A 24705-nucleotide genomic window follows, 5' to 3' on the forward strand; every position below is an offset into this window, starting at 1 on the left:
ATCTTTCCGTGGAGGCGTGACGATGTTGACTTCCGAGAGCCCGACAGCGGTCATTGGCGCGGGAGCCATTGGCGGCATCACTGCCGCCCTGATGGCCAAGGCCGGCCGTAACGTCGAGTTGGTGTGCAAGCACTCCCAGACCACCGACCGCGCCCTCTACCCCGGCCTGCGCCTGCGCGGCGTCTGCGGCGAGCACGAGGTGCGCATGCAGGCCGTGACCAATATCGGCGAACTCAGCTCGCCCAAAGACATTGTCTTTCTGGCCACCAAGGCCAACGACTGCCTGACCGCGGCCCGGCAGTTGGCGCCTTTCCTCACCGATGACGGCGTGGTGGTCTCGCTGCAAAACGGCATCAGCGAGGACGCCCTGGGCGAAATCCTGGGGCGTGGGCGGGTGATCGGCTGCGTGGTGGGCTGGGGCGCAACCATGCACGAGCCAGGCGAACTGGAAATGACCTCCGAGGGCGAGTTCGTCCTGGGCAACATCGACGCCCAACCCGACGAACGCCTGCCGATAATCAAGAGTTTCCTGGAGTTCGCGCGGCCCACGCGCATCTCCGACAACATCATGGGCGAGCTTTACTCCAAGCTCATCGTCAATTCGTGCATCAACAGCCTTGGGGCCATCTCCGGCTGGCCGCTGGGCCAGTTGCTCAAGAGCTGGCGGGTGCGGTCCATCTTCATCGCCCAGATGCGCGAAGCCATGGCCGTGGCCGCGGCCATGAAACTCAAAGTCGAGCCCGGCGGCGGCGGCAAGCTGGATTATTATCGCTTCGTCAAGGGCAACGGCCCGCTGGCGATCCTCAAGCGGCACCTCTACGTCAAGGCCATCGGCACCAAATACGCCCGGATCAAGTCGTCGAGCCTGCAATCACTGCAACGCGGGCGGCCCACCGAGGTCGATTATTTGAACGGCTATATCGTGGAAAAGGGCAAGGCCTTTGGCGTGGCCACGCCGGTAAACGAAGCGATCGTGCGCATGATCAAACAGATAGAGGAAGGCTCCCGGCGCATAACGCCCGACAACATAGCCGAGTTGCCCCTGGCCTGACGAAGGCGTCAGTCGTCGTGGCCTTCCAGGCGACCGACGCGGGCCTGCAAAAAACCGCGCAGGCTGGCCCCGGCGTCGTTGATGCGCAGCTTGCGCCTGATGTTGCGGCGGTGGGTCTTGACCGTGTCGAGGGAAATATTCAGGTTGGCGGCGATCTGTTTGCTGCTCATGCCGCTCTTGATCATGGCGGCGATGCGCCGTTCGCTGACCGTCAGCCGGCCCAGCAGACCCTCGCCATCGCCGATGCCGGCGGCCAGGTCTTCCAACTCCTCGACGACCACGCGCAGTTCATCGCGCAGACGGCCCATCCGATCGTCGCGCCCCAGGCGCTCCAGGATGGGCAAGGTCAGGGCCTGGATGCGACGGGCCATGCCCTGCTCCGACTCCAGGCGCATGGATTCCAGGCTGCTGGCCAGGATGGTCAGGGCCTTGTTGTTGGCCAGCAGGGTCTTGGTCAGCTCGTCCTGGCGCGATTTGAGCTGCTCCATGTGCTGTTGGCCCAACGCCAGTTGGTTTTGCAGACGCTCGATATGGGCGGTTTTCGCGGCCAGAGCGCCATGGAGGGCTTGGTGTTGCTCCAGGAGTTGCTCATGAGCCTGACGCAGAGAGTCCAACTTGCCGTGCAAGCCCTGGACAACTTGTTGCAGTTTCGCGATCTTTTGCTCGGCTTCCATCTGGCGCATCCGCAGTCAACAGCCGCCCACCGGGAGATCAAAGGCGACGCCGGCTAGTTGTGTAGGCACTTTCCAATGCAAAAGCACGATTAATTCTTGCCTGGCGAACGTATTGGCTCTAAGTTAGTAACAGAAGTGAAATAAAATAGCCACAGTTTGTTTGATGTTGTAAGATAAAAACCAACCCATCACCGCGCGGAGCAGAAATGGCCAGCCACCGAGACAAACGAAAAACCCAGAGATACTCGGCCGCCAAAGAGGCTTTTGTCTTTTTGCGGCCCACTTTTGTCAATCTGGGTCGTGTCGTCGACCTCAGCGACGGCGGCGCGGGCCTGGAGTACATCGCCGACAAGGGCATCGCCCCCGAATGGGCCGAAGTGGACATTGTCCTGTCCGATAGCGGCACGCATATCAGTCGCGTGCCCTGCCGCATCGTCCACGATTCGCCCCTGGACGACCAAGCCATGCCCCTGGGCCTGGAAACCAGGCGCTGCGGCCTGCAGTGGGGCGAGTTGACGCCGCGGCAGCAAGTCCACCTAAAAGCATGCACGTCCTATCATGGCAAATTCAACGCCTAAATGCCAAAGTCCCGCGCATGGTCAAGGATGACCGGCGGGGCCGCGACTGGCCGACTTGACTCTTTGCCCCGCCGCCGCACAAAACCAGCCACACGCAACCTCATTCATATTATAATGATGGGCATACGGTTTTTGCCTATCGAAAGACTATGCTTTACCGTTGACCAAAGGCCGACAACAGCCTGAAACAAAAACTTTTTTGCGAACGATACGGATTGCTTTCATTGCCAAAACATATAGTTACCATGTAGCATTAGTTTTCTTGGCCAGAAATCGAGCAACAATCCCTTGCAGGCTTGAAGAAATAGAGTTATGAAAGATAGCCGGTAAAGTGAAGTATCTCACAGGGGGTCGAAACAGCTCCGAGTCCGGCTGGAAGGGGCGACCCCGCGCCGCTGGGATCGACGGGCGTCTTCATCTGGCGGCCTAGGCCGTCGTTGCATGGCTCATCTGGTGCTTGTCCGCCAATCCAACCGAGGGAGGACAGCATATGGCCTTTGCAGAAGCACTCAAGTCCAAGGCTTTCGTGGTGCTGGTGGAGATGGAGACGCCCAAAGGCGTTGACATTTCGGGCTTTATCGACAACGCTCGCCACGTGGTCGGCCGCGTCGACGCCGCGCTGATCCCGGATATGAGCTTTGCCGTGATGCGCATGTCGGCCCTGGCCGGGGCGGTGCTCTTAAAGCAGCAGGGATTGGAGCCGATCATCCAATTCTCCTGTCGCGACCGCAATCGCCTGGCCTTGCAGGGTGATCTGCTAGCCGCCCACGTGCTTGGCGTGGCCAACGTCATGGCCATTGACGGCGAGGCCATCGAGATGGGCGACCATCTGCACGCCAAGCCGGTTTACGACCTCAGCGCGGTCGGTTTCCTGGAGGCCGCCCAGGGCTTGGCCGACGGCAAGGACATCGGCGGGCGACAATTGCGCGGCGCGCCCAAGTTCTGTCTGGGCGCGCGCATCGAGCCCTGGGTCGACGACGCCCAGTGCGAGTTGCGCCTGGGCGAGGCCCGGGCGGCGGTCAAGCGGGGGGCCAAGTTTCTGGTTGGCCCGCCGGTGTTTGACCTGGAGTCCTTCGCGGGCTTCATGGCAAAGGCCAAGGACGTCGGCGCGCCGATCATCGCGTCGGTTCTGCTTCTGAAATCGGTGGGCATGGCCCGCTACCTCAACCAGAACCTGCCCGGCGTCTGCATCAGCGAAGATACGATCCGGCGCATTCGTCAGGCCTCCGATCGGCCGGCCGAATGTGTCAAGATCGCCGCGGAAACGGTCAAGGGACTCAAAAAACTCTGCGGCGGGACATTGTTGGTGACCGCCGGCTGGGAGGACAAACTGCCGGGCGTCCTGGACGCCGCGGGCCTCTAGCCGGTGTAAAGTGCAGGCATTTTCATCATCGAAGGGTTTCCTATGAGCGACGCAACACAAAAGGGCCGGTTGGAAACGGTCCTGGTCATAGGAGGCGGTATCGCCGGCCTGAAATCCGCGCTGGATCTAGCCGAATCCGGGCGTCAGGTCGTGGTCACCGATAAGGCCCCCAATTTGGGTGGCTATCTGCCTCTTCTCGACCGTCAGTTCCCAACCAATGACTGCCAGATCTGTTATCTGTCGCCGGACATGGCTCCGGCCGGCTTCGATATCGGCATCGGCGTCATGCCCCTGACCGAAGTGGTGGGCGTCAGCGGCCAGGCGGGAGACTTCACCGTCGAACTGACCACCAAGCCCCGCTACATCGACACCGAGCTGTGCACCGCCTGTGGCGAGTGTCTCAAGGCCGCGCCAGAGGGCGCGGTGAGCTTCACGCCCGGCCTGGATCACCGCAGCACCACCTGTCTGCGCTATCCCCAAGCCGTGCCCCAGGCCTTCGCCATCAACATCGACAAGGTCGGCCAAGACACCAGCTGGATCAAGTGTTGCGAGCCGGGGGCGATCAAGCTCGATCAAAAGCCCGAGAGCGTCAAGCTGAACGTGGGCTCGATCATCGTGGCCACCGGCGCCGAGCTGTTCGACCCTACCCCGCTGTCCGACTACTTCGGCTACGGTCAGTTCCCCGACGTGGTCACCAGCCTGGAGTTCGAGCGCATCCTCAGCCCCGCCGGCCCCACCTGCGGCGCCTTCGCGCGGCCCAGCGACGGCCGCCGACCCACGCGCATCGGCTGGGTGCAGTGCGTGGGCAGCCGCACCACCAAGGCGCCGGGCAATCCCTATTGCTCGAGCATCTGCTGCATGTTCGCCATGAAAGAAGCCGCGTGGGCCAAGGAGCACTTCGCCAGCGACCTAGACGCCACGATCTTCTACATGGACATCCGGCCCATGGGCAAGGATTACGAGCAGTATTACCAGCGGATGAAAAACGACGTCGGCGTCAACTTCGTGCGCTGCCGTCCCCACACCGTGCGTCGCGACGAGGCCACCAATGATCTGCTGCTGTCCTACGCCACCGAGGACGGCCAGCAGCTCGAGGCGGCCCTGGACATGCTGGTGCTGGCCACGGGTTTCTGCGCCTCCAAGGAGGCCGTGAGCACGGCCCAGGCCCTGGGCATCGAGCTGGACAAGTACAACTTCGTCAAGGTCAGCGACAAGGCCCCGGTCAGCACCAGCCGCGAGGGCGTCTACGCCTGCGGCATGAGCACCGGGCCCAAGGATATCCCCGATTCGCTGATGCAGGCCTCGGCGGCGGCCTGTCTGGCCAGCGCCCACCTCACCCCGCCCGAGCCCGTGCGCTATGAAAAAGACCTGCCGCCCGAGCGCGACACGGCCTCCGAGACGCCCAAGATCGGCGTGTTCGTGGCCGATTTCGGCGGCAACATGGCCAAGTACGTCGACCTGGCCAAGGTCATGGCCGCGGCCAAAACCATGCCCAACGTCTGCTGCGTCGAGGAGATCAAGGTCTCCTACGCCGGCGGCCAGGGCCTGACCCAGATGATCGACTCGATCAAGGCCAGCGGCGTCAACCGGGTGGTGGTGGTGGGCAACAGCCCCCGCACCCACGGCAAGATCTACGCCGAGGCCGTACGTCGCGCCGGTCTCAACCGGGCCATGGTCGAGATCGCCAACGTCCGCGATCAGGACGCCCTGGTCCACCGCGACGCCCCCGAGGCGGCCACTCACAAGGCGATCATGCTCGTGCGCATGGCCGTGGGCCGCGTCAAGCTGGCCAAGCCCATCTACGTCCACGCCCAGTCGCTGGACAAGACCGCGCTGGTGGTCGGCGGCGGCGTGGCCGGCCTGACCGCCGCCCTGCAACTGGCCAAGCAGGGCATTTCCGTCAAGCTGGTCGAACGCGACAAACAGTTGGGCGGCATGGCCCTGAATCTGGCCCACACCCTGGGCGGCGAGCCGGTGAGGCCCATCGTCGAGGAGTTGGTGGCCCAGGTCCAGGCCAGCGACAAGATCGAAGTGATCCTCGACGCCCTGGTCGTCGATCACAAAGGCTGCGTGGGCGACTTCACCACCGGCGTGCAGTCGGGCCCGGCCATGTACTACCAGCAGATCAAGCACGGCGTGACCATCATCGCCACCGGCGGCAAGGCCTACAAGCCCGAGGGCTATTTCTACGGCAAAAACCCGGCGGTGATGACCCAGGTCGAGCTGGGCGTCAAGCTGGCCGCTGGCCAGACCGACGGTCTGGACACGGTGGTGATGATCCAGTGCGTGGGTTCGCGCAACGACGCCAACCCGGCCTGCGGCCGCATCTGCTGCCGTTCGGCGGTGCTCAACGCCCTGGAGATCAAGCGCAAAAAGCCCGAGGCCACGGTGGTGGTGCTCTACCGCGACATGCGCACGCCCTATGATTCCGAGGACAACTACCGCCTGGCCCGCGAGCTGGGCGTGCTCTTCGCCCGCTACGAGGCCGGCCAGCCGCCCAAGGTGGCCGACAACGGCGCGACCATGCTGGTGGAGTTCGACGACCCGATTCTGGGCCGCACGGTGGACGTCGAGGCCACGGCCCTGGTGCTTTCCACCCCGCAGGTGGCCGACGAAGAGGGCCTGGAAGACCTCTGCGACATCTTCAAGTTGCAGCAGACCGAGACCGGCTTCCTGCTTGAAGAGCACGTCAAGGTCCGGCCCGTCGACACCCCCGAGCCCGGCGTGTTCGCCGCCGGTTCGGTGCTGGCCCCCAAGAGCATCGACGAGGCCATCACCCAGGGCGCGGCCGCGGCTGGCCGGGCCATCACTGTGCTGGCTCAGGAGAGCGTGCAGGTATCGGGCGGCGTGGCCAAAGTGGTCGGCGAGATGTGCGCGGCCTGTCTGGTCTGCGTGCGGGCCTGCCCCATCGGCGTGCCCTTCATCAACGCCGACGGCTATTCCCAGATCGACCCGGAGAAATGCCTGGGTTGCGGCATCTGCGCCGCCGAGTGTCCGGCCAAGGCCATCCAGTTGCAGGGCTATGACGACGACCAGATCATGGGCCAGACCGACGCCCTGCTGGAAGGAGTGCTCTAATGGCTAGCTTCGAACCAATCATCGTGGCCTTTGCCTGCGAATACTGCGCCTACACGGCCGCGGACATGGCCGGCATCCAGCGGCTGAGCTATCCGGCCAACGTCAATGTGATAAAAGTCCCCTGCACCGGCAAGGTCGATGTGCTGCACATCATGCGCGCCCTGCAAAAAGGCGCCGACGGCGTGCTGGTGGCCGGCTGCCTGGACGGCGATTGCCACTTCAAAAAGGGCAACAACCGGGCGGCCAAGCGGGTGGAGTACGTCCAGAAGACTTTGAACGACATCGGCATAGGCGGCGAGCGGGTCCAGATGGCCTACATGTCCGCCGGTCAAGGCAACGTGTTCGCCAGCGTGGCGACTGAGTTTACAGAAAAGATACGCGCGCTGGGGCCCAACCCAATCAAGGGCGGCGCCCAAAAAGCCGCGGCCTAAATCCGAGGACGGACAGATCATGATCGTAGCTGAACGTAAGCCCATTGAAGAGATCATGGCCTACGTTGCGCCCTTCAACAAAATATTGTTGTTGGGCTGCAACGAGTGCGTCACCGTGTGTTACGCCGGTGGGCGCAAGGAAGTCGGCATCTTGGCTTCGGCCTTGCAGATGGCCTTCCTGAAAGATGGCAAGAAACTGGAAATCGACGAGTTGACCCTCGAGCGTCAGTGCGACCCCGAGTACGTCGAGGAAATCGCCAAGGTGGCCGAGAAGTACGACGCCATCTGCTCCATGGCCTGTGGCTGTGGCGTGCAGACCGTGGCCGGCCGCTACATGGACAAGCCGGTTTTCCCGATGGTCAACACCTCGTTCATGGGCGCCAGCGAGCGTCAGGGCGTCTGGGCCGAGCGCTGCCAGGGTTGCGGCGACTGCGTGCTGGCCTACACCGGCGGCATCTGCCCGGTGGCCCGCTGCTCCAAGCGCATCTTCAACGGCCCCTGTGGCGGCTCCACCAAGGGCAGTTGTGAAATCAACCCCCAGGTGCCCTGTGGCTGGCAGTTGATTTGGGACCGTCTGACCGCCCTGGGCCGCACCGATCTTTACGAAAAGATCATGCCGGCCAAGGATTGGCGCACTGCCCGTGACGGTGGACCTCGCAAGATCGTTAGAGAGGACTTGTTGTCATGAAAAGTGAAAGCAATCTCGAAAAAGTCCTGGCAGCTGGCCATTTTGCGGTAACCGGCGAGCTTGGTCCGCCCCGTGGCGCCGACATTGAAGCCGTCAAGAAAAAGGCCTCCCACCTGGTGGGCAAAGTCGACGCGGTCAACATCACCGACAACCAGACGGCCATGGTCCGCATGGCTTCGTGGGCCACTTCGCTTGTCGCCAAGCAGTTGGGCCTGGAGCCCAACTACCAGATGGTCTGTCGTGACCGCAACCGTATCGCCATGCAGTCGGACATCCTGGGCGCGGCCGCCCTGGGCATCAACACCATCCTCAGCCTCAGCGGCGACCACCCCAGCTTCGGCGATCATCCCCAGTCGTCCAACGTCCACGACCTGGACTCCATGCAGTTGATCCAAATGATCAAATGCATGCGCGACGAAGGCAAGTTCATGGGCGGGGCCGAGATCAAGGGCGCGCCCAAGATGTTCATTGGCGCCGCCGCCAACCCCTTCGGCGACCCCAACGAGCTGCGCGTCATGCGCCTGGCCAAAAAGATCGCCGCCGGAGCGGACTTCATCCAGACCCAGTGCATCTACAACATGGACAAGTTCCGCGCCTACATGACCAAAGCCCACGACCTGGGCCTGACCGAAAAATGCTACATCCTGGCCGGCCTGACCCCGCTGAAGTCCGGCGGCATGGCCAAGTACATGGCCACCAAGGTGCCGGGCATGGAAGTGCCCGACGATCTGGTCAAGCGCGTGGCCAGCGCGCCCAAGGAGGCCCAGGCCGAAGAGGGCATCAAGATCCTGCTGGAGCAGATCGAACAGGTGAAGGAAATCCCCGGCGTCGCAGGCATTCATCTTATGGCAATCGAGTGGGAGCACCGCGTACCTGAGATCACCGAACGGGCCGGCTTGTTGCCGCGTCCCACGGTTTAATCATCCGACGGCCCGCTTTGGGCCGTCGAATAAATGATCCCGAGGAGGTGCAAATGGCCGAGCCAAGATACGTCCTAATCGTAGACGATGATCCGGATCTGGTGGAGGCCGTGGCCATGAACCTTGAAGCTCGCGGGTTTGCCGTGGGCAAGGCCTACGACGGCGTCGAGGCCTGGGACAGCATCAAAAGCAAGCGGCCCGACTTGGTTGTGCTGGATGTGATGATGCCCCGCAAGAATGGCTACGAGGTCTGCGAAGAGCTGAAAAACGACAACGATTACAAGGATATCCCGGTGATACTCCTCACCGCGGTTGGTTCGGCCGTCCCGTCCACGGCCTATACGCACCAGGACGGCATGAAGGTTTTGGCCGATGATTACGTGCCCAAACCGGTCGACCTGGACAAACTGGCCCAGATGGTCGCCGAGCTGATCTAGCGTAACGCGGATCGGCGCGGTGAGCCTCCCCAGGCTGGCAGGCCTGAAACAAAGCGGCGAGCTGAGCCTCCTCCTCCCAAGGGGGGGGCTCGGCCCGCCCTTTTTTGCCCTGTGCCGTGGCCTGGCCCAGCGCCGCGTCAACATCGTTTTTTTGGCCCACGACCGCTCGCGCGAGCAGGCCAGCGTCGGCCTTGAGCCCGAGGACGCGCCCCAGGCCCTGGAGCTGGCCCGACAAATCGCCCTCGACCACGGCCTGGGCCCGCCGGAGCTGATCGGCCAAACCACCGCCCTGACCCTCTTCCCCCTGGCCGACAACCCCGCCCTGCCCCTCATCGCCGTCGGCCGCTTGGCCGAGGCCGGCGTCGCGCCGCTGGCCATGGCCACGTCCCTGGCTGCGGTGACGCTACTGATCGGCCACCGTCATCTGGCCACGGCCCTGGAGGCCCTGACGCGGGCGTTTCATCTGCCCGCCGGCGTCTCGCCGCCCCAGGCCCGGGTCAAGGTCGTGCAAAGCCCCTTCTTTCGCCGAACGGATTGAAATCCATGGAAACCGTGGCCGTCTACAACGAGCATCCGGTCAAGGTCTATGGCGTTAAATTAATTGAAAACTTGCTACTGCTGGAGGCCAGCGGCCGCCAGCACGACTTGCCCGCCCTGGCCCTGGCCGCCCAGGACATTGACCAGCGTTTCAGGCCGGCGCTGCTGATGGCCAGTTGGCCGGACGACGCGCCGCGCCTGTGCTTTTGCCTGGAGCGCGCCCAGGCCGCCGAGTTGGAGCGCGCCCTGGAGCGGGCCGGCTTGACGATCGACCAACGCCGGCCGGCCAGCTTGATCCACTTGCAAGGGCCGCATTTCGGCGACCGCTTCGGCATCGTCGCCCTGGCTCTGGACGGCTTGGTCCTGGCCGGCGTGGAGGCCCTGGCCGTGGCGGCGGCGGTGCATTCGTTGTTCGTCGTGGTGGAGCCTTCGCTGGCCGAGCGCGCCACGCGGGGCCTGCGCGACCACTTCAGCCCTGCGGGAGAGGCCTGATGGCCGAGCAAGATAATGCCCGCGCGGCCATGGCCGAACTGATTTTTCAGGCCTTGCCCACGCCCACGTTGGTGTTGAATGAGCATATGGTCGTACAGGACGTCAACCGCGCCTTTTTGACCCGCTACGACCTGGGCCGCGCCGACGTGCTGGGCCGGCGTTGCTTCGAGGTCTTCCACAGCCAGTCCCTGCCCTGCCCACCCTCGCGCTGCCGCTTTCGGGCGGCCATGAGCGGCCACACCGGCCAGAGCGTGATCCACGAGTTCGTCGGCCTCGACGGCCAAGCCGTCATCGAGGAGGTGGCCCTCTCGCCGCTGGTTGACGAACGCGGCCGCGTCATCGGCGTCATCGAGACCATCCGCGACGTGACCAAGGCCAAGCTGATGGAAAACGCGCTCATCCACGCCAACGAGTTCTTGAACCGTGTGATGGACTCGATGGTCGACGCGGTGGTGGTGGCCGACCTCAAGGGCAAGGTTTTGCTAAGCAATCATCAAGCCCTGAAAATTCTGGAAATTCCACCCGGCGACGAGATCACCAACCACCGCCTGCAGGATTTCTGCCCCCTGGAAGAACTGCGCCGCCTGCGCAAGAGCCTCGACCAGGGCGGCGGCCGGGCCGAGGCCGTACGCACGTTTTTGACCAACGGTCAGGGTCAGCGCGTGCCGGTGTTGGTCAACTCGGCGGTGGTCACGCGCGAGGGCAAGCCCGTGGCCACGGTGGGCGTCTTCCACGACTTGCGCCACCAGATCCAACTGGAGCGCCACCTCAGCGAGGCCCGCTTGCAAGTGGTGCAATCGGACAAGCTGGCCCGCCTGGGCCAACTGGCCGCCGGCGTGGCCCATGAGCTCAACAACCCCCTCACCGGCATCACCATCTATGCCGAGTTGGTCAAGGAAAGCCTGCCGCCCGACAGCCCCCTGCAGGACGACATGACCAACATTGTCGAAGACGCCCAGCGCTGCCGCGACATCGTCAAGGACTTGCTGGACTACAGCCGCCAGACCACCGTGCGCGTCGAGGACCTGGACCTCAACCAGGTCATCGAGGACGCCTTCAATCTCATCCGCGACGACGCGCTGTTTCTGCACGTGGACGTGGTGCGCGACTATCACAAGGGCCCCCTGACCCTGGAGGGCGACGAAAAGCTGTTGCGCCAGGTGTTCATCAACCTGCTCTCCAACGCCATCGACGCCATGGCCGGTCGAGGCCGCCTGACCGTGCGCACCGGCTTGGACGGCCAGGGCATGCGCTGGGCCGAGATCTCCGACACCGGCCCGGGCATCGCCCCCGAACACCTCGACCGCATCTTCGACCCGTTTTTCACCACCAAGGCCCCTGGCAAGGGCACCGGCCTGGGCCTGAGCGTGGTCTACGGCGTGGTCAGCCGGGCCGGTGGCGCGGTGGAGGTCAAGAACACCGGCCCCAACGGCACGACATTCAAGGTCAGCCTGCCCGAAAAGGCCGACCAATCCTTGAAGGCCTTCGCCGAAGTCTACATGACCAACCCCAGCGGAGACGTAGCGCCGTGAGCCCCGATAGCCCATATCGCATTTTGGTGGTCGACGACGAGGAACGCATCAGGCAGGCCGTGCGCCGGGTGCTCGAGACCATGGGCATGGTCGTGATGGAGGCGGCCAACGGCCGCGAGGGCCTGGAGCGCATCGCCGACTACAAGCCCGACCTGGTGCTGGTGGACCTGATGATGCCGGTGATGGATGGCATGGAGATGATCGGCCGGGCGCGCAAAAGCCACGCCTCCCTGGCCTTCGTGGTTATCACCGGCTACGCCACCCTGGAAAAGGCCGTGGAGGCCATGAAACAGGGGGCCGACGATTTTCTGGCCAAGCCCTTCAAACCCCAGGAACTGCGCCTGGTCATCGAGCGGGTGCTCAAACGAGTGGCCACCCTGCAGGATATGGCCATCGAAAAGAGCCGCACCAGGGTGCTGGTGGAGTCGATGACCAACGGCGTGCTGGTCATCGACACGGAGCGCCGGGTAGTCCTGATGAATCCGGCCCTGCGCCGCCTGGCGCGCTGGGACGAGGGCGAGGTGCTGGGCCGCGATCTGGAGGAGGCCCTGCCCTGCCCGGCGGTGGCCCAGGCCCTGAGTGAGGTGTTGGCCGGCCAGGGCGATCAGGACGGCCAGAGCGTGTCCTGCCAGATCACCCTGGGCCTGGCCGAAGAGCCCATGCACTTGCAGGTGACGTGCAGCCCGTTTTTGGACAGCCGCGGCCGACTGGTGGGCGCGCTGGCCGTTTTCGACGACGTGACGGCCCTGCGCCGGCTCGACGAGCTCAAAAGCGAATACGTCTCCACCGTGGCCCACGAGATCGCCAGCCCCCTGTCTTCGGTGCTGAGTCAGTTGCAGAACTTGAGCCAAGGGCTGGCCGGCGAACTCAACGAACGCCAGGGGCAGATCGTGCGCCGCGCTCGCCTGCGCATCGAGGGCATCATCAACCTCAGCAAGGATCTGCTCGATCTTTCCAAGATCGAGGCCGGGGCCATGGGCCAGGCCGAGGAGCGCCTGGCCGTGGGGCCGATCCTCGAGGAGGCGGTGGACATCATGCGGGCCAAGGCCGCCGACAAGGCCCAGAGCCTCACGCTGGAGATGGCCGCCGAGTTGCCACGCGTGGCCGGCGTGCAGCGTGAACTGCAAGAGGTGTTTGTCAACCTGATCAGCAACGCCGTTCGCTACACGCCGCAAGGCGGGCGCATCGATGTGCGGGCCACGGCGCAAGACGGCTGGGTGCGCGTCGATGTGAGCGACAACGGTTTTGGCGTCCCCATCGAAGATCAAGAAAAAATCTTTCAGCGTTTCTACCGCGTCAAGGACGCCAACACCCGCAATATCATCGGCACCGGCCTGGGCCTGCCCATCGTCAAGCGGGTGGTCGAGGCCATGGGCGGCAATGTGCGCCTGCGCAGCAAGCCCGGCCAGGGCAGCACATTCAGCGTGCTGCTGCCCGCCGTCGGCTGAGGAAGACATGGGCCAAGCCAACCCGCATGGTTTGCGTCATGCTTGACAGCGACGGTGGATGGAAGTACCATGCTCCGCAGCGGTGGTTTACCGATTCGTTCAGACATTTCAAGCGCTAACCCAGCCTGTACGAATTGACGAGATCGCTGTCGATGTTGATGGGATCTCCGAAGCCGCTCGCGAAACCAGCCCGCATTTTTGGTTCAGAAGAGCCGCCGCTTCCTGGAAAGCCGATGGAATACAACGCCGACGCCCTCAATCTAGCCACGCAAAAGGCGCGGCTGCGCCTTTTGAAGATGCATCACGACGCCCAATGTGGTCATTTGGGCTGCAACCTCTCCTGTCTGGACGCCTTGATAACCCTGTATCACGTCGTGATGGGAGGCGATGACGCTTTTGTCTTGTCCAAGGGGCACTCCGCCGGGGCCTTGTACGTGGCGCTCTGGTCCATCGGGCGCCTGAGCGACGCCGATCTGGACACCTTTTGCCGCAACGGCACCAGGCTTCCGGCTCACCCCACCACCGACGCGCCTGGCGTGCACTTTTCCACGGGCAGCCTGGGGCACGGGCCTTCGTTGGCGGCGGGCATGGCCTTGGCCAGGCGGGCCAAGGGCCAGGCGGGCGACGTGTATTGCCTGTGCTCCGACGGCGAATGGCAAGAGGGCTCGTGTTGGGAGGCGCTGATCTTTTCGGTGCATCACCGTTTGGACAACCTCGTCATTCTTCTCGACCAAAACGGTCTGCAAGCCTTTGGCCGCACTGTCGATGTGGCCTCCATCGCCGATCTTTCCTCGCGCCTGGCCGCTTTCGGCGCCTCCGTGGCCACGGTGGACGGCCACGACCCCAAAGCCATCGCCGCGGGTATCGCGCGGCGGGAAAGCGCCAAGCCGCACATCGTCGTCTTGCGCACGCGCAAGGGCAATGGCTTGCACTTCGAGGGCCTGGTTGAATCCCATTATTTGGCCTTGAGCGAGGAACAATTCCTGGCCGCCTGCGCCGACACAACGGGCGGAACGATAAATTGAGAGACTCCTTTGCCCGTGCGGTGATCGCCAGGCACGGTCGGAAGCCAACCTTCTTTTTGACCGGAGACCTTGGCTTCATGGCCCTTGAAGGCGTGCGCGAGGCGCTGGGCGATTTTTTCATAAACTGCGGCGTTGCCGAGCAAAACATGGTGTCGGTGGCGGCGGGGCTGGCGCGGGGCGGTTTTTCCGTTTACGTATACAGCATTGCTCCATTTTGTTATGCCCGGCCCTTCGAGCAAATCCGCAACGACCTTGGCGGCCTGCCGGTTTGCCTGGTCGGCAATGGCGGTGGTTTTGGTTATGGGGTCATGGGGCCAAGTCATCACGCCCTCGAAGACTGCTCGGCCATGTCTTGCCTGGGGCTGCGCGTGCTGGTCCCGGCCTTTGACGACGATATCCCGGCCATGCTCGAGTCCGTCAACTCGCCGACATACCTGCGGCTGGGGCGAGATGAACGGCCAAGCGGCAGTCAGGCCCCCGGCTACGCCCCCTGGCGTCCGTTGCTGGAAGGACGAGCGGGCGTCCTGGTGGCGCTGGGCCCCCTGGCCGGGCTGGCCTGGGGATGCCTCGCCCGGTTTGAACCAGCGGCGCGCCCATCTCTGTGGGCGGTGACGGAGTTTCCTTTGGAGCCTCTGCCCGAACCGCTTTGCGAGGCCATCGCCAAAGGCCAGCCCCTTGGCGTGCTGGAAGAGCACGTGGCCCACGGCGGTCTGGGCATGCAACTGACCCATTGCCTGGCCAGCCGGGGTGTATGGCCGCGTCGTTTCGTGCACCGGCATGCCCTGCGCTATCCTTCGGGCACATACGGCTCCCAAGGTTTCCACCGGGCGGAATGTGGCCTGGACGCGGCGGGGCTTGAAGACATGATCGCGCGGATGTCGGCCTAACCAGAAAGAGTGGGCGCGGCGACCGCAAGGGGCCGGGGCAAGAGGGTCACGAATGACTTTTACGGACGAAAGGACCGCCGCCGGCATGCAATCCATAGACAGGCTGGTCGCCAGCCTTCCAGGACCAATCTTGGTGATTGGCGCCAGCGGTTTCATTGGCGGCAATCTGTTCCGCGCCCTGCTTGCGCGCAGGGAGGACGTCATCGGGACGGTGTTTTCCGGCAGCCCGTGACGCTTGGCGGGCGTTTCCGCCCTGAACACGGCCTTCATGAACCTGCACGACCCCAACAGCGTGCGGGCGCTGCTCAATCGCGTCAAACCGAAGGTTATTTTTCACTGCGCGGCGTTCGGCGCCTATTCTTTCGAAAACGACGCGGACAGAATCCACCACACCAACTACATCAGCCTTGTCAAGCTGCTGGAGTCTCTCGACCACCGGGAGCTTAACGCCTTCATTCACGCCGGCAGTTCGTCGGAATATGGGTTCAACGCCGCCGGCCCGGCCGAGGACGACCGACTTTCGCCCAACAGCCATTACGCCGTCAGCAAGGCCGCGGCCAGCCTCGCCCTGGCCTATCACGGCAAGGCGCGCGGGTTGCCCGTATGCAATCTGCGCCTGTATTCGGTCTATGGGCCTTACGAAGACTCATCGCGTTTGATGCCCGTGTTGTGTGAACACGCCGTGCGTGGTTGCCTGCCGCCGTTCGCACCGGCCAACACCGCGCGCGACTTCGTTTACATCGACGACGTCATCGAGGCCTTCCTCTTGGCCGCCGCCCACATGGGCCCCGATCTGGCCGGTGAATCATTCAATATCGGCACTGGCGAAAAAACCACCTTGGGCAACCTGGCCGCCCTGGCCGGCAAGGTTTTCGACATCCAGGAGGAGCCGCGTTTCACGCCCAGCGCGGGCAGAAGTTGGGACATGGAGCAATGGTACGCCAACCCGGCCAAGGCCGAACGCCTTTTGGGTTGGCGGCCGCGCACCCCCCTGGCCCAAGGCTTGATTTCGTGCCGTGATTGGTGGCGAGAACACCTGCGCCACGCCCAGTTCCAAGAATTGACCAAGAAAACACACGCGCGAAAAAGCAAGAATTCCCTCACGGCGATCATCGCTTGCTATCGTGACGAAGAAGCCATTCCCATCATGCACGAGCGCCTGGTGGCTGTTTTCAACAAAATCGGCGTGGAATACGAAATAATCTTTGTCGACGACTGCTCGCCGGACAACGGCCGAGAACGCATCAGGGAGATCAGCGCCGCCGACCCTCATGTCCTGGGCATCAGCCATTCACGCAACTTCGGCTCCCAGGCAGCCTTCCGCAGCGGCATGGAACTGGCCAGCAAGGAGGCCTGCGTCCTGCTTGACGGCGACCTCCAAGATCCACCCGAAATCATCGAACAATTTGTCGAGAAGTGGCGGCAGGGGGCCGACGTGGTTTACGGACGCCGCGTCAAACGCGAAATGCCGTTCTGGCTCGACCTGTGCTACAAGGGTTTTTATCGTATTTTCGCTATGTTAAGCGAAGTGGCCATACCCAAGGACGCCGGCGATTTTTCGCTTATCGATCGATCGGTGATGCAGTGGATCCTGCAATGCGAAGAACGTGATTTTTTCCTGCGCGGCATCCGGGCCTATGTGGGCTTCAACCAAGTCGGCGTCGATTACGTGCGTCCCGAACGAATGTTCGGTCGCAGCACCAACAATTGGATTCGCAACATCGGCTGGGCCAAAAAGGCCATTTTTTCCTTCAGTCGCACTCCGCTGCACATGCTCACGTTCTTGGGCGGACTGGCCTTCGCCGGCTCCGTCGGCTTGGCGCTGGCTTCCGTGATCATCCGGCTATTGGCCCCGGAATCAACGCCAAAGGGAATGACGTTCCTATCACTATTGATAATGTTATTTGGCTCGGCCACGCTGTTGGGCTTGGGCTTGCTGGGCGAATACCTCGGCAAGGTTTTCGAGGAGGCCAAGGCCAGGCCGCCCTTCATCCGCAAGCACTTCATCATGCATGGGCGGATCAAGCCGGCCGACGCGCGGCCGATTCAGGCCAGGGATGATCAATGAGGGCAACCGACGCCGCCGAGCGGGCCTGCCCCACCTGCGGAAAGCGCCACGGCCGCCTCTTCGCCAAAGAGCGCATCAACCCCGATCTGGTCGGCAGCTTTACCTACGCATCGCGTAAAACGCCGGAGTTCATGCGTCATCGCCTGGTGCGCTGTCTGTATTGCGACACGGTCTACGCCCCCAGCCCGCCTCCGGAGCGCGTTCTTTCGCGGGCCTACGCCAGCGCCGATTATGACTCGTGGGAAGAGGCCGAGTGCGCCGCCGCCGATTACGCCAGGGTCATCGCGCCACTTCTGAAAGGCCTGCCCGCGTTGGGTGGGGCCGTGGAGATCGGTGCGGGCAACGGCGCTTTTTTGCCGCACCTGCGCCGGGCCGGTTTCCAAGCCGTGCTGGGCGTCGAGCCGTCGCGCAAGGCCATCGAGGCCGCCAGCGCCCAGGCGCGCCCTTTGCTGCGCGAGGGCGTGTTCACGCCCGAAACTCTGGCCGAAAACCGGCCCGCCCTGATTTGTTCCTTCATGACCCTGGAGCATCTGCCAGATCCGCGCGGTTTTGTCCAAGCGGCCCATGACGCCTTGGTCCCTGGCGGCCTGCTGGCCCTGGTGACCCACGACTGGAAAGCCGCGCTGAACCGCCTCTTGGGGTTGCGTTCGCCGATCATCGACATCGAGCACCTGCAATTGTTCACCGCGCGCGCCCTCCAAAGATTGCTGCGCGACCGCGGGTTCGAGGACATACAAACCGCCGCCTTCAGTAACCGTTACCCCTTGCGTTATTGGTTGCGCCTGTCGCCGCTGCCAGCGGGAGTCAGGCGCGCCCTGACCGGCCCGCTCGGACGTTTGGGCCTGCTCACCCTGCCCCTTTCCCTGCCCGTGGGCAACGTCATGGCCACGGGCCGAAAAAAATAGGACACTTACTCACGATGCGCCAAGTCAAGACCAGACACAACGTGCGCCGCTTTGACGAAGATGTGCGACGTAGCGGATCATACTCCTACACCGCCGACCGCCTTTCCTGCCGGCTGGCCAACGGCCGCATCAGTAGCGGCATCTTGGCCGCCTTGCCCATGGCCGGCAAAAGCGTTCTTGACCTGGGCTGCGGCGACGGAACCTACAGCCTGGAGCTGGCCGCCGCCGGCGCGGCGTCGGTGCTGGGCGTGGACGCCGCGCCAGCCGCCGTCGAGTCGGCCACGCAAAGGGCGGCCGAACGCGGTCTGCAAGGGCTCGCCAGTTTTCAATACGGCGACATCAACGATCTGCGCCTGCCCCATCGTTTCGACTGCGTGGTGCTGCGCGGGGTGCTCCACCATCTGCCCGACCCGGCCGCGGCCATCATCTCCGCCGCCCGCTGGAGCGACACGGTTTTGATCCTGGAGCCCAACGGCCTCAATCCGGCGTTGAAAATCATCGAGCGCCTTTCCCGCTACCACAGGGCGCACGAAGAGCGCTCCTTCTTGCCCCGGACCTTGCGGCGCTGGTGCCGCGAGGCTGGTTTTTCGTCCATCCAGACGCGGTTTATCAATCTGGTGCCGATGTTTTGCCCCGACTGGCTGGCCCGCCCGCTGGCCGCCGTCGGCCCAGCGTTGGAGCTCGTTCCCCTGGCGCGAGCCTTTTGCTGTGGCCAGATCGTCGTTCTGGCCCAAAAACAAGCAGGGTAGGAGAGTATCTTGGCCCTGCTGACCCAAACCAAGTTTGCGCGCCTGTGGTTGATTTTCCAGCACATAATCGGCGGAACCGCAGACAAGAGGCGCCTGGCCCTGCGGCACTGGCAAGGCCAAACCAACGTCCTCGAGGTGGGTTGTTCGGCCGGCAACATCGCTGGCGCCTTCGCGCGGTTGCCCGGCGTTCGCTACACCGGCCTGGACGTTGACGGGGCCGCCATTAAATTGGCCCAAAAACGTTTCGCGGCGCATCATCGCCTGCGCTTTCTCCACGCCAGCGCCGAAGAGCACGCGGCGTGCGGCGACATCTATGATTACATTTTGGTGGCCGGCGTGCTCCATCATGTCGACGACGACATGGCCGTGTCGCTCCTCACGGCCACGCGCGGCTTGGCCAGCGACGATTGCCGCGTGGTGATCTCCGAACCCGAGGCCCTGCGGCCCGACGACAACATCATTTTCAAGTGTTTTTATCGCCTCGAGCAGGGCCAATATCTGCGGAGCCGCCAAAGCTTGCTGGCCCTGGCCCAGCGGGCGGGTCTTGAGATCGCATCGGCCGAGAACCACGACGTCGGAACGGGCATCCCCGGCCTGCCCGTGGTCGCGCGCTTTTCGGTCATCGTCGGCGGCTGGCCGGCCGAACCATGCGCGGGGAGGAGGTCGCAATAGTGGCTCACGACGAGACAACCCAGCGCGATTACACCGGCCTGGATCGCCTTGTCGCCAAGATCATCGACGCCTTTTTGGTTTTCGGCGCCTCGGCCACGCTGGCCTACTATCTTGTCTTTTTTTCCCGGCTGCCGGCCTGGGTTTGGTATCCGGCTTGCGTGGTTGCGCTCATCGCGGTGGGCTGGTTATTTCGCCGTATCGCCGGCCAGCCAGGCCCCCAGCCACGGCCCAAGCCAGGATCGAGCGGCCCGCTCGTGGCCTTAATCTTGCTATGCCTGCTGTCTTTTTCGATCAACCTGTTCACGCTTCGGCCAGACGCGGATGAGTTTTGCTTTTATCACCGAGCACTTCACGCCGCCGAACATCTCGCGCAACCCATCTCTCTGCATCACACGGCCCATGATCTGCGCGATCTGCCGCCCATATCGCCGGCCCACCTGCTCTCAACGGTGGAGATCGCCGCGGCCCTTTTGGCCAAGGCGCTGCACCTGCCGGCGATGACGGTCGTACACCAGGGCCTTGGCGGACTCACGCTGGCTCTGCTTCCCTTGGTGTATTTTTTATTGTTTCGCATCCTTGGGCGCGACGTCTGGCCGTCCTTGGCCGGCGTGGCCGGTGTTTTGATCTTTCTGGCGCTAAGCGGCGACACGCACCAAGCTTGGGGCAATTTTACGATCCTGCGCGCCTGGGAGGGCAAGTGCGTCCTCATCGCGCTGGGTTTGCCTCTGTTCTGGGCCTTTATTTCGCGCTTCATGCGGCGGGGGGAGCAGGCCGACCTGCTGCGGCTGCACGCCCTCATGCTTTTATCCATCGGCCTATCTGGTTCGGCTTTTTTCCTCGTGCCCTACAGCGGTGGCTTGCTGGCCATGGTCTCCTGCCTAACTGGTCGCGCAAACGGCCATTATTGGCGCAACCTGGCGCGCCTGACCACGGTGCTGGTCACGCCCGCCATCTTGGCCCTGGCCGTGGTCAGCCCGTTTTTTGTCGCCATGAGCAATTTCGCGGTTTGGTCTTCGCCAAACTTCTCCTCGCTCAGGGCCATGGCCACGGTCATAGGCTCGCCCCAAGCAGCCGCGCTCCACGCCGCGCTGTCCCTGCTTTTGCTTTATCACCACTGGCGCGACCGGCGCATAAAAGCATTTCTGTTTTACGCCGTGGCGGCCGCGCTAATCCCCATCATGCCCCTGCTCGACGCGCTGATCGTGAAGGTGACCATGGCCAAGGCCTATTGGCGGCTGGCCTACGCCATCCCGCTGCCGGCCTTGTATGGTTTGGCCGCCGCCTGCCTGGTCGACAGGAAAAATTCAAAAAATGCATGGTGGGCGCTGTTGATCGTGGTGGTTTGCCTTGGTTTGTTCGTCCTCAAGCAGCCGGCGATCAACCAGCGCGTAATCCATGGGCTTCACCAATACAAGTTCCCGCCCAAACAGCTCGTCGCAGTCGAGCACCTTTCGCGGCTGGCGTCCCAAAATGCGGTGATCCTGGCCCCAGCCCAAGTTGCCTGGTGGCTAGGATTGCTGCGGCCGGATCTGCGCTTTGTGGCGACTTTCCCCATGGAAACCAAACATGCCTTTGACAATTACGGTCAGCCAGAGGAGGGGATCAAACGCCGCCAGATAGCGGCTTTCCTCAACGCGCCGCCAGTGACTAACCCCAACCCCGAGGCCTTGCGGCCATATCTGACACGGGCGTCCTTGCTGGTGTTGCCCCGACACGCCCCGCGCCAAGCCGTGGAAAAGGCGCTGGCCGCCAGCGGCGAGCGCTGGAGCTTTCATGGGGACAACGCTGGCTGGCTAATCTGGCTCAAGGAATGACGCCTAAACCCGCACGCCAGCCCCTCGCCGGCCCAGATCATGGCCAGCCTGGCGGCCCTGGACAACAGGCTAAAAGCCGACGCCGCGTGCGACGATCTCACCTTGACGCGGTCGCGTCGGAGAGGCATATTGGGGCTTGCTTACGGACTACGACAAATCACCATCTGGCGCGAAACCGAACGTACGACCATTGATCGAGAAATTTTTCAACGCGGAGCATTACGCCCGCCAATTGGGCGGAGGCCTGTCCACCGACGAGACCACCCTTGAGCACTACCAGCGCGTCGGTGAGGGCCAGGGCCTTTGTCCAGGGCCCGATTTCGACCCGGTGTCCTTCAAGATCACTCGCCCGGATCTGGCCGCCCGCGGCGACCTGCTGAGTGTTTTCGCGCGGCTACGCCGTGACGAGCCCAGCCTGACCGCCCCGACCATGGCCGAGCTTTTCCCCGATATCCCCGTCGACCCCAGTCATTGCCATTACGAACCAGGCACCGATCTTGTCTCCCACGACCGTTGCGACGCCGAGCAAGCCAAGGCCTTTGCCACGGCCGACGAATTCGTCCTGCCTACCAACAAGGGCGCATACAAATTCCACGCGCCGCCGGCCGACCTGCTGCTGGAGCGCTTGGCCAACGACGCGCCGCTTTCGCTTATGCGCTATCCCCACGGTTTCTGGACCTGCCTGACCCTCATCAATCGAGTGCGTCAGATTCTCTCACAGCACCTCCCTGAGGGCCTGCTTGCCCCGGACGAGCTGACCAACGCCGTCATCCGCCTGTGCCGGGAGCGCATGGCCGGGGTGTTGTTGGTGCGCACGGTTTTCATCGAGGGTTTTTTGACCGAGGTGGAAAAGGATCTCCATGCCCCGTTGCCGGAGGATGTCTTGTGTGGCGTGTCCTTCAAGGGCTACCCGACCCTGGATCGCCGCCTTTTCATCATCCCCGGCCAGGGGCCCCACAACGACCGCCTTTGCGCCGAAATAACCAACACTTTCAGCAAGCATTTTTCGCCCGATAATTCCCTGATCGATGGCGCGACGCCCAAACGTTGGGCCATCAGTGGATCGTTGCGAGGCATTGCCGAGGCCTTGAAGAGCCGCCCGGTTATCGTGATCGGCCCGCCGTGGTTCTCATCACTGGGTCGCCGCCTGGGCCTGATGTGTTATGCTCATGTCGCCATCGCTTCCAAAGGCACCTTCGGCGTGCGCCGCACGTTGCTGGCGCGGGCCTTGGCGGCGGCGCGCGCGGCGTTGCGCACCGGCGGCCGGCGGCCGGTGATGCTTTTTCAGTGCGGCGGCTCGCTGGCCGCCTGGCTGATCCGCCGCTTGCACGCGGCCGAGCCAGGCGTGTTTTATTGGGATTTTGGCCAGGCGCTGACCGCCTGGCATCTTGATGAAGCGTTTTATGATTTTCCGTGGATGAAGGTCTACAAGTCGGCCATGATCCAAAACAACGGCCTCGAAGGCATGTACCGGGAGTTGGCCGGCCCTCATTATGAACAGTGGCTGGGCGCCAGGGTGCAAAACGATGGATAGGTGTATCTCCAGGGCGTCGGCCCTTTCTCCGCAAAACGAAACTTACCGCGCGGCGCTGGAAAAATTTCATCTGGCCGTCGCTAAATCAAATCACGGCGGTTGAGCGGACCATGGAAATTAGAAAACGCCTTTGCCGCCTGCACATCGGCGCACCCAAAACAGGCTCCACGGCAATTCAGGCTTTTTGCGCCGAAAACCGCGCGGCCCTGCTGGCCCGAGGCGTGCTCTACCCAGACGCCAGCCTGCGTGGCTTTGGGCACCACGACCTGGCCTTTTTGCTAGCCGGCGGCTATCCGCCGTGGGCCACGCCCCAGCCGCGGACGCTGGACGAGTTGTTGGCCGATTTGGCGCGCAGCGTCACGGGCCATGACGGCGACGTGCTGCTCAGCAGCGAAAATTTCTATCTTTTGGCCGACGCCGCCGTGGTGCGGGCCGCGCTGGAGCGTTGCGGCCTGCTTGACGGCCGCCAGGCGCGGGTGATGGTCTATCTCCGCCGCCAGGACGAGGCCCACGCTTCTTGGTATAATCAAACCATCAAGGCCCAAGGCTACGCCCACACCTTTGAGGAATGCCTGGCCGGCTTCGCGGGGTTGTTCGATTATCAGGCCATGCTGCGGCCCTGGGCCCAGGCCTTCGGCCCGCGAAACATCGAGGTGAGGCTCTACGAGCCGGCCAACCTGCCCGGCGGCGACATCAGGCTGGATTTCCTGGCGGCCTTGGGTCTGGCGGTCGATGGTTTCGACCTGCCGCCCAAGCGGCCCAACACCGAGATTGGCCCCGACTTGCTGGAGTTTCAGCGTCTGGTCAATTGCCTGCCGCTATCCCACCAGGAAAAGCGCCGCTTTCATCGCCAGCTCATGGAGCTTTCCGCTCGCGCGGACGGCGGCGACCTGTTCGCCCACGGCTCGCCCCTTGGCTTGGCGCGGCGGAGGGAAATCATCGCCGCCCACGCGCCCGGCAACGCCGCCGTGGCCCGGCAGTTTTTGGGCCGGGAGAACCTGTTCGCGCCCTTGGACGAAACCGCCGCGCCACCCCTGGTCCAGGGCGGACTGAGCGTCGAGAAGCTGGCCAGCATCATGGGCTGGCTGTTGATACAAAACGCGGTCGACTGAACGCCGCCGAGGCAAGGATCGCCATTGTCTTTTTACAAACAACATCCCTTGACCTGCGACAGCAAGGATTTCTGGGGCCAGGTCAAGCGCACCGTCAACGGCAAACCCGTGCCCCGCGAGCAGATCCAGATGATCGTCGATGCGGTGCAGGACGGCCTGGCCCTGGGCCCGGAAGATCATTTCCTCGATCTTTGCTGTGGCAACGGCGCGCTCAGCACGTTTTTCTTCGCGGCCTGCGGCGGCGGCCTGGGCGTGGATTTTTCCGAGCCGCTGATCGAAACAGCAAAGGCCAATTTCGAGCAACCACCGAATTTTATTTATCAACTTGCCGATGTGCTTGATTACGCCAACAACGAGCCGCAACCAGAGCGCTTCACCAAGGCCTTGTGCTATGGTTCGTTTCAATATTTGGCCAAAGACGCCGCCGAGGCCCTGCTGGCGGTTTTGCGACGGCGTTTCGTCGGACTGCGCCGGCTCTATCTGGGCAATCTGCCCGACCGCCAGCGCATGGGCGAATTTTTTCGGCCAGAATCATATACGCCTGGCGTCGAGGACGATCCAGGCTCGCCGATTGGCGTTTGGCGCGCACGTCACGACATCGCGCAACTAGCCAGCCAAACAGGCTGGGTCGCGGAGTTTCGTATCATGCCAGGCGATTTTTACGCCGCTCATTATCGTTTCGACGCCATTCTACGCCGTTAACGGAGACG

General features: G+C 63.3%; 25 protein-coding genes. 24 read left to right on the forward strand and 1 reads right to left on the reverse strand.

Features of this window, described 5'->3' with window-relative positions; genetic code table 11:
- Window positions 1-22 precede the first annotated feature (22 nt).
- A complete protein-coding gene (locus DEBA_RS10710) occupies window positions 23-1051 on the forward strand; it encodes a ketopantoate reductase family protein (protein WP_013258952.1) in 1029 nt (342 codons plus the stop codon).
- 8 nt (window positions 1052-1059) lie between these two features.
- Here DEBA_RS10710 and DEBA_RS10715 read toward each other — a convergent pair whose 3' ends face one another.
- On the reverse strand, window positions 1060-1539 hold the full coding sequence (locus tag DEBA_RS10715) for a helix-turn-helix transcriptional regulator (protein WP_043814297.1): 480 nt from the start codon (window positions 1537-1539) through the stop codon (window positions 1060-1062).
- Between DEBA_RS10715 and DEBA_RS18425 the strand changes: the two genes are divergently transcribed.
- From DEBA_RS18425 to DEBA_RS17120, 23 genes are all read left to right on the forward strand, one after another.
- Complete coding sequence (locus DEBA_RS18425) at window positions 1540-1782, forward strand: hypothetical protein (protein WP_043814299.1); 243 nt, start codon at window positions 1540-1542, stop codon at window positions 1780-1782.
- Window positions 1783-1931: 149 nt separating this feature from the next.
- Window positions 1932-2303 carry a PilZ domain-containing protein gene (locus DEBA_RS10725; RefSeq protein WP_013258954.1) on the forward strand — a complete coding sequence of 124 codons (372 nt, stop codon included), beginning with the start codon at window positions 1932-1934 and terminating at the stop codon, window positions 2301-2303.
- 490 nt (window positions 2304-2793) lie between these two features.
- Window positions 2794-3666, forward strand: a complete 873-nt coding sequence (locus DEBA_RS10730; RefSeq protein ID WP_013258955.1) for a methylenetetrahydrofolate reductase — start codon at window positions 2794-2796, stop codon at window positions 3664-3666.
- 42 nt (window positions 3667-3708) lie between these two features.
- The gene (locus DEBA_RS10735; protein ID WP_013258956.1) at window positions 3709-6744 is read left to right on the forward strand and encodes an FAD-dependent oxidoreductase; all 3036 of its coding nucleotides are present in this window, start codon (window positions 3709-3711) and stop codon (window positions 6742-6744) included.
- The gene (locus DEBA_RS10740) at window positions 6744-7175 is read left to right on the forward strand and encodes a hydrogenase iron-sulfur subunit (protein ID WP_013258957.1); all 432 of its coding nucleotides are present in this window, start codon (window positions 6744-6746) and stop codon (window positions 7173-7175) included. The genes DEBA_RS10735 and DEBA_RS10740 overlap by 1 nt, the downstream gene beginning before the upstream one ends.
- A 19-nt stretch (window positions 7176-7194) precedes the next feature.
- Window positions 7195-7863 carry a methylenetetrahydrofolate reductase C-terminal domain-containing protein gene (locus tag DEBA_RS10745; protein ID WP_013258958.1) on the forward strand — a complete coding sequence of 223 codons (669 nt, stop codon included), beginning with the start codon at window positions 7195-7197 and terminating at the stop codon, window positions 7861-7863.
- A complete protein-coding gene (locus DEBA_RS10750; protein ID WP_013258959.1) occupies window positions 7860-8783 on the forward strand; it encodes a methylenetetrahydrofolate reductase in 924 nt (307 codons plus the stop codon). The genes DEBA_RS10745 and DEBA_RS10750 overlap by 4 nt, the downstream gene beginning before the upstream one ends.
- Before the next feature lie 53 nt (window positions 8784-8836).
- Window positions 8837-9220 carry a response regulator transcription factor gene (locus tag DEBA_RS10755; RefSeq protein WP_013258960.1) on the forward strand — a complete coding sequence of 128 codons (384 nt, stop codon included), beginning with the start codon at window positions 8837-8839 and terminating at the stop codon, window positions 9218-9220.
- Window positions 9221-9239: 19 nt separating this feature from the next.
- Complete coding sequence (locus DEBA_RS10760; RefSeq protein WP_013258961.1) at window positions 9240-9758, forward strand: hypothetical protein; 519 nt, start codon at window positions 9240-9242, stop codon at window positions 9756-9758.
- Between the two features lie 5 nt (window positions 9759-9763).
- Window positions 9764-10249 carry a hypothetical protein gene (locus DEBA_RS10765; RefSeq protein WP_013258962.1) on the forward strand — a complete coding sequence of 162 codons (486 nt, stop codon included), beginning with the start codon at window positions 9764-9766 and terminating at the stop codon, window positions 10247-10249.
- On the forward strand, window positions 10249-11781 hold the full coding sequence (locus DEBA_RS17110) for a PAS domain-containing sensor histidine kinase (RefSeq protein WP_013258963.1): 1533 nt from the start codon (window positions 10249-10251) through the stop codon (window positions 11779-11781). The genes DEBA_RS10765 and DEBA_RS17110 overlap by 1 nt, the downstream gene beginning before the upstream one ends.
- Window positions 11778-13229, forward strand: a complete 1452-nt coding sequence (locus DEBA_RS10775) for an ATP-binding response regulator (RefSeq protein WP_013258964.1) — start codon at window positions 11778-11780, stop codon at window positions 13227-13229. Before DEBA_RS17110 ends, DEBA_RS10775 begins: the two co-directional genes overlap by 4 nt.
- Window positions 13230-13462: 233 nt before the next feature.
- Window positions 13463-14254: a transketolase gene (locus DEBA_RS10780; RefSeq protein ID WP_013258965.1), complete on the forward strand. Its 792-nt coding sequence runs from the start codon at window positions 13463-13465 to the stop codon at window positions 14252-14254.
- A 77-nt stretch (window positions 14255-14331) separates the two neighbouring features.
- On the forward strand, window positions 14332-15141 hold the full coding sequence (locus DEBA_RS10785) for a transketolase family protein (RefSeq protein WP_187288544.1): 810 nt from the start codon (window positions 14332-14334) through the stop codon (window positions 15139-15141).
- A gap of 52 nt (window positions 15142-15193) precedes the next feature.
- Window positions 15194-15373: an NAD-dependent epimerase/dehydratase family protein gene (locus tag DEBA_RS18600; protein WP_222832006.1), complete on the forward strand. Its 180-nt coding sequence runs from the start codon at window positions 15194-15196 to the stop codon at window positions 15371-15373.
- 3 nt (window positions 15374-15376) lie between these two features.
- Window positions 15377-17209: an NAD-dependent epimerase/dehydratase family protein gene (locus DEBA_RS10790; protein WP_280985125.1), complete on the forward strand. Its 1833-nt coding sequence runs from the start codon at window positions 15377-15379 to the stop codon at window positions 17207-17209.
- Window positions 17206-18114 (forward strand): class I SAM-dependent methyltransferase, encoded by a 909-nt coding sequence (locus DEBA_RS10795; RefSeq protein ID WP_013258968.1) that lies wholly within the window; start codon window positions 17206-17208, stop codon window positions 18112-18114. Before DEBA_RS10790 ends, DEBA_RS10795 begins: the two co-directional genes overlap by 4 nt.
- A gap of 14 nt (window positions 18115-18128) precedes the next feature.
- Window positions 18129-18863, forward strand: coding sequence for a class I SAM-dependent methyltransferase (locus DEBA_RS10800; protein WP_013258969.1), 735 nt, complete (start codon window positions 18129-18131; stop codon window positions 18861-18863).
- Window positions 18864-18872: 9 nt separating this feature from the next.
- Complete coding sequence (locus DEBA_RS17115) at window positions 18873-19535, forward strand: class I SAM-dependent methyltransferase (RefSeq protein WP_013258970.1); 663 nt, start codon at window positions 18873-18875, stop codon at window positions 19533-19535.
- On the forward strand, window positions 19535-21349 hold the full coding sequence (locus tag DEBA_RS10810) for a DUF6077 domain-containing protein (RefSeq protein WP_013258971.1): 1815 nt from the start codon (window positions 19535-19537) through the stop codon (window positions 21347-21349). The genes DEBA_RS17115 and DEBA_RS10810 overlap by 1 nt, the downstream gene beginning before the upstream one ends.
- A 190-nt stretch (window positions 21350-21539) precedes the next feature.
- Window positions 21540-22883 (forward strand): hypothetical protein, encoded by a 1344-nt coding sequence (locus DEBA_RS10820; RefSeq protein WP_013258972.1) that lies wholly within the window; start codon window positions 21540-21542, stop codon window positions 22881-22883.
- 110 nt (window positions 22884-22993) lie between these two features.
- Window positions 22994-23995, forward strand: coding sequence for a hypothetical protein (locus DEBA_RS10825; protein ID WP_013258973.1), 1002 nt, complete (start codon window positions 22994-22996; stop codon window positions 23993-23995).
- 24 nt (window positions 23996-24019) lie between these two features.
- Entirely contained in the window at window positions 24020-24697 is a 678-nt protein-coding gene (locus tag DEBA_RS17120; RefSeq protein WP_013258974.1) for a class I SAM-dependent methyltransferase, read from the forward strand.
- The last annotated feature ends 8 nt before the right edge of the window (window positions 24698-24705 follow it).

This window comes from Desulfarculus baarsii DSM 2075 (assembly GCF_000143965.1).
GTDB lineage: Bacteria > Desulfobacterota > Desulfarculia > Desulfarculales > Desulfarculaceae > Desulfarculus > Desulfarculus baarsii.

What these genes read in the sequence shown, in the direction of transcription:
- DEBA_RS10710 (WP_013258952.1), top strand. Translation starts at nt 23, where the DNA reads ATGTTGACTTCCGAGAGCCCGACAGCGGTCATTGGCGCGGGAGCCATT.
- DEBA_RS10750 (WP_013258959.1), top strand. Translation starts at nt 7,860, where the DNA reads ATGAAAAGTGAAAGCAATCTCGAAAAAGTCCTGGCAGCTGGCCATTTT.
- DEBA_RS10715 (WP_043814297.1), bottom strand. Translation starts at nt 1,539, where the DNA reads ATGGAGCAGCTCAAATCGCGCCAGGACGAGCTGACCAAGACCCTGCTG.
- DEBA_RS10740 (WP_013258957.1), top strand. Translation starts at nt 6,744, where the DNA reads ATGGCTAGCTTCGAACCAATCATCGTGGCCTTTGCCTGCGAATACTGC.
- DEBA_RS10755 (WP_013258960.1), top strand. Translation starts at nt 8,837, where the DNA reads ATGGCCGAGCCAAGATACGTCCTAATCGTAGACGATGATCCGGATCTG.
- DEBA_RS10795 (WP_013258968.1), top strand. Translation starts at nt 17,206, where the DNA reads ATGAGGGCAACCGACGCCGCCGAGCGGGCCTGCCCCACCTGCGGAAAG.
- DEBA_RS10745 (WP_013258958.1), top strand. Translation starts at nt 7,195, where the DNA reads ATGATCGTAGCTGAACGTAAGCCCATTGAAGAGATCATGGCCTACGTT.
- DEBA_RS18600 (WP_222832006.1), top strand. Translation starts at nt 15,194, where the DNA reads ATGACTTTTACGGACGAAAGGACCGCCGCCGGCATGCAATCCATAGAC.
- DEBA_RS10780 (WP_013258965.1), top strand. Translation starts at nt 13,463, where the DNA reads ATGGAATACAACGCCGACGCCCTCAATCTAGCCACGCAAAAGGCGCGG.
- DEBA_RS10825 (WP_013258973.1), top strand. Translation starts at nt 22,994, where the DNA reads ATGGAAATTAGAAAACGCCTTTGCCGCCTGCACATCGGCGCACCCAAA.
- DEBA_RS10735 (WP_013258956.1), top strand. Translation starts at nt 3,709, where the DNA reads ATGAGCGACGCAACACAAAAGGGCCGGTTGGAAACGGTCCTGGTCATA.
- DEBA_RS10785 (WP_187288544.1), top strand. Translation starts at nt 14,332, where the DNA reads ATGGCCCTTGAAGGCGTGCGCGAGGCGCTGGGCGATTTTTTCATAAAC.
- DEBA_RS10730 (WP_013258955.1), top strand. Translation starts at nt 2,794, where the DNA reads ATGGCCTTTGCAGAAGCACTCAAGTCCAAGGCTTTCGTGGTGCTGGTG.
- DEBA_RS17110 (WP_013258963.1), top strand. Translation starts at nt 10,249, where the DNA reads ATGGCCGAGCAAGATAATGCCCGCGCGGCCATGGCCGAACTGATTTTT.
- DEBA_RS10765 (WP_013258962.1), top strand. Translation starts at nt 9,764, where the DNA reads ATGGAAACCGTGGCCGTCTACAACGAGCATCCGGTCAAGGTCTATGGC.
- DEBA_RS10725 (WP_013258954.1), top strand. Translation starts at nt 1,932, where the DNA reads ATGGCCAGCCACCGAGACAAACGAAAAACCCAGAGATACTCGGCCGCC.
- DEBA_RS10800 (WP_013258969.1), top strand. Translation starts at nt 18,129, where the DNA reads ATGCGCCAAGTCAAGACCAGACACAACGTGCGCCGCTTTGACGAAGAT.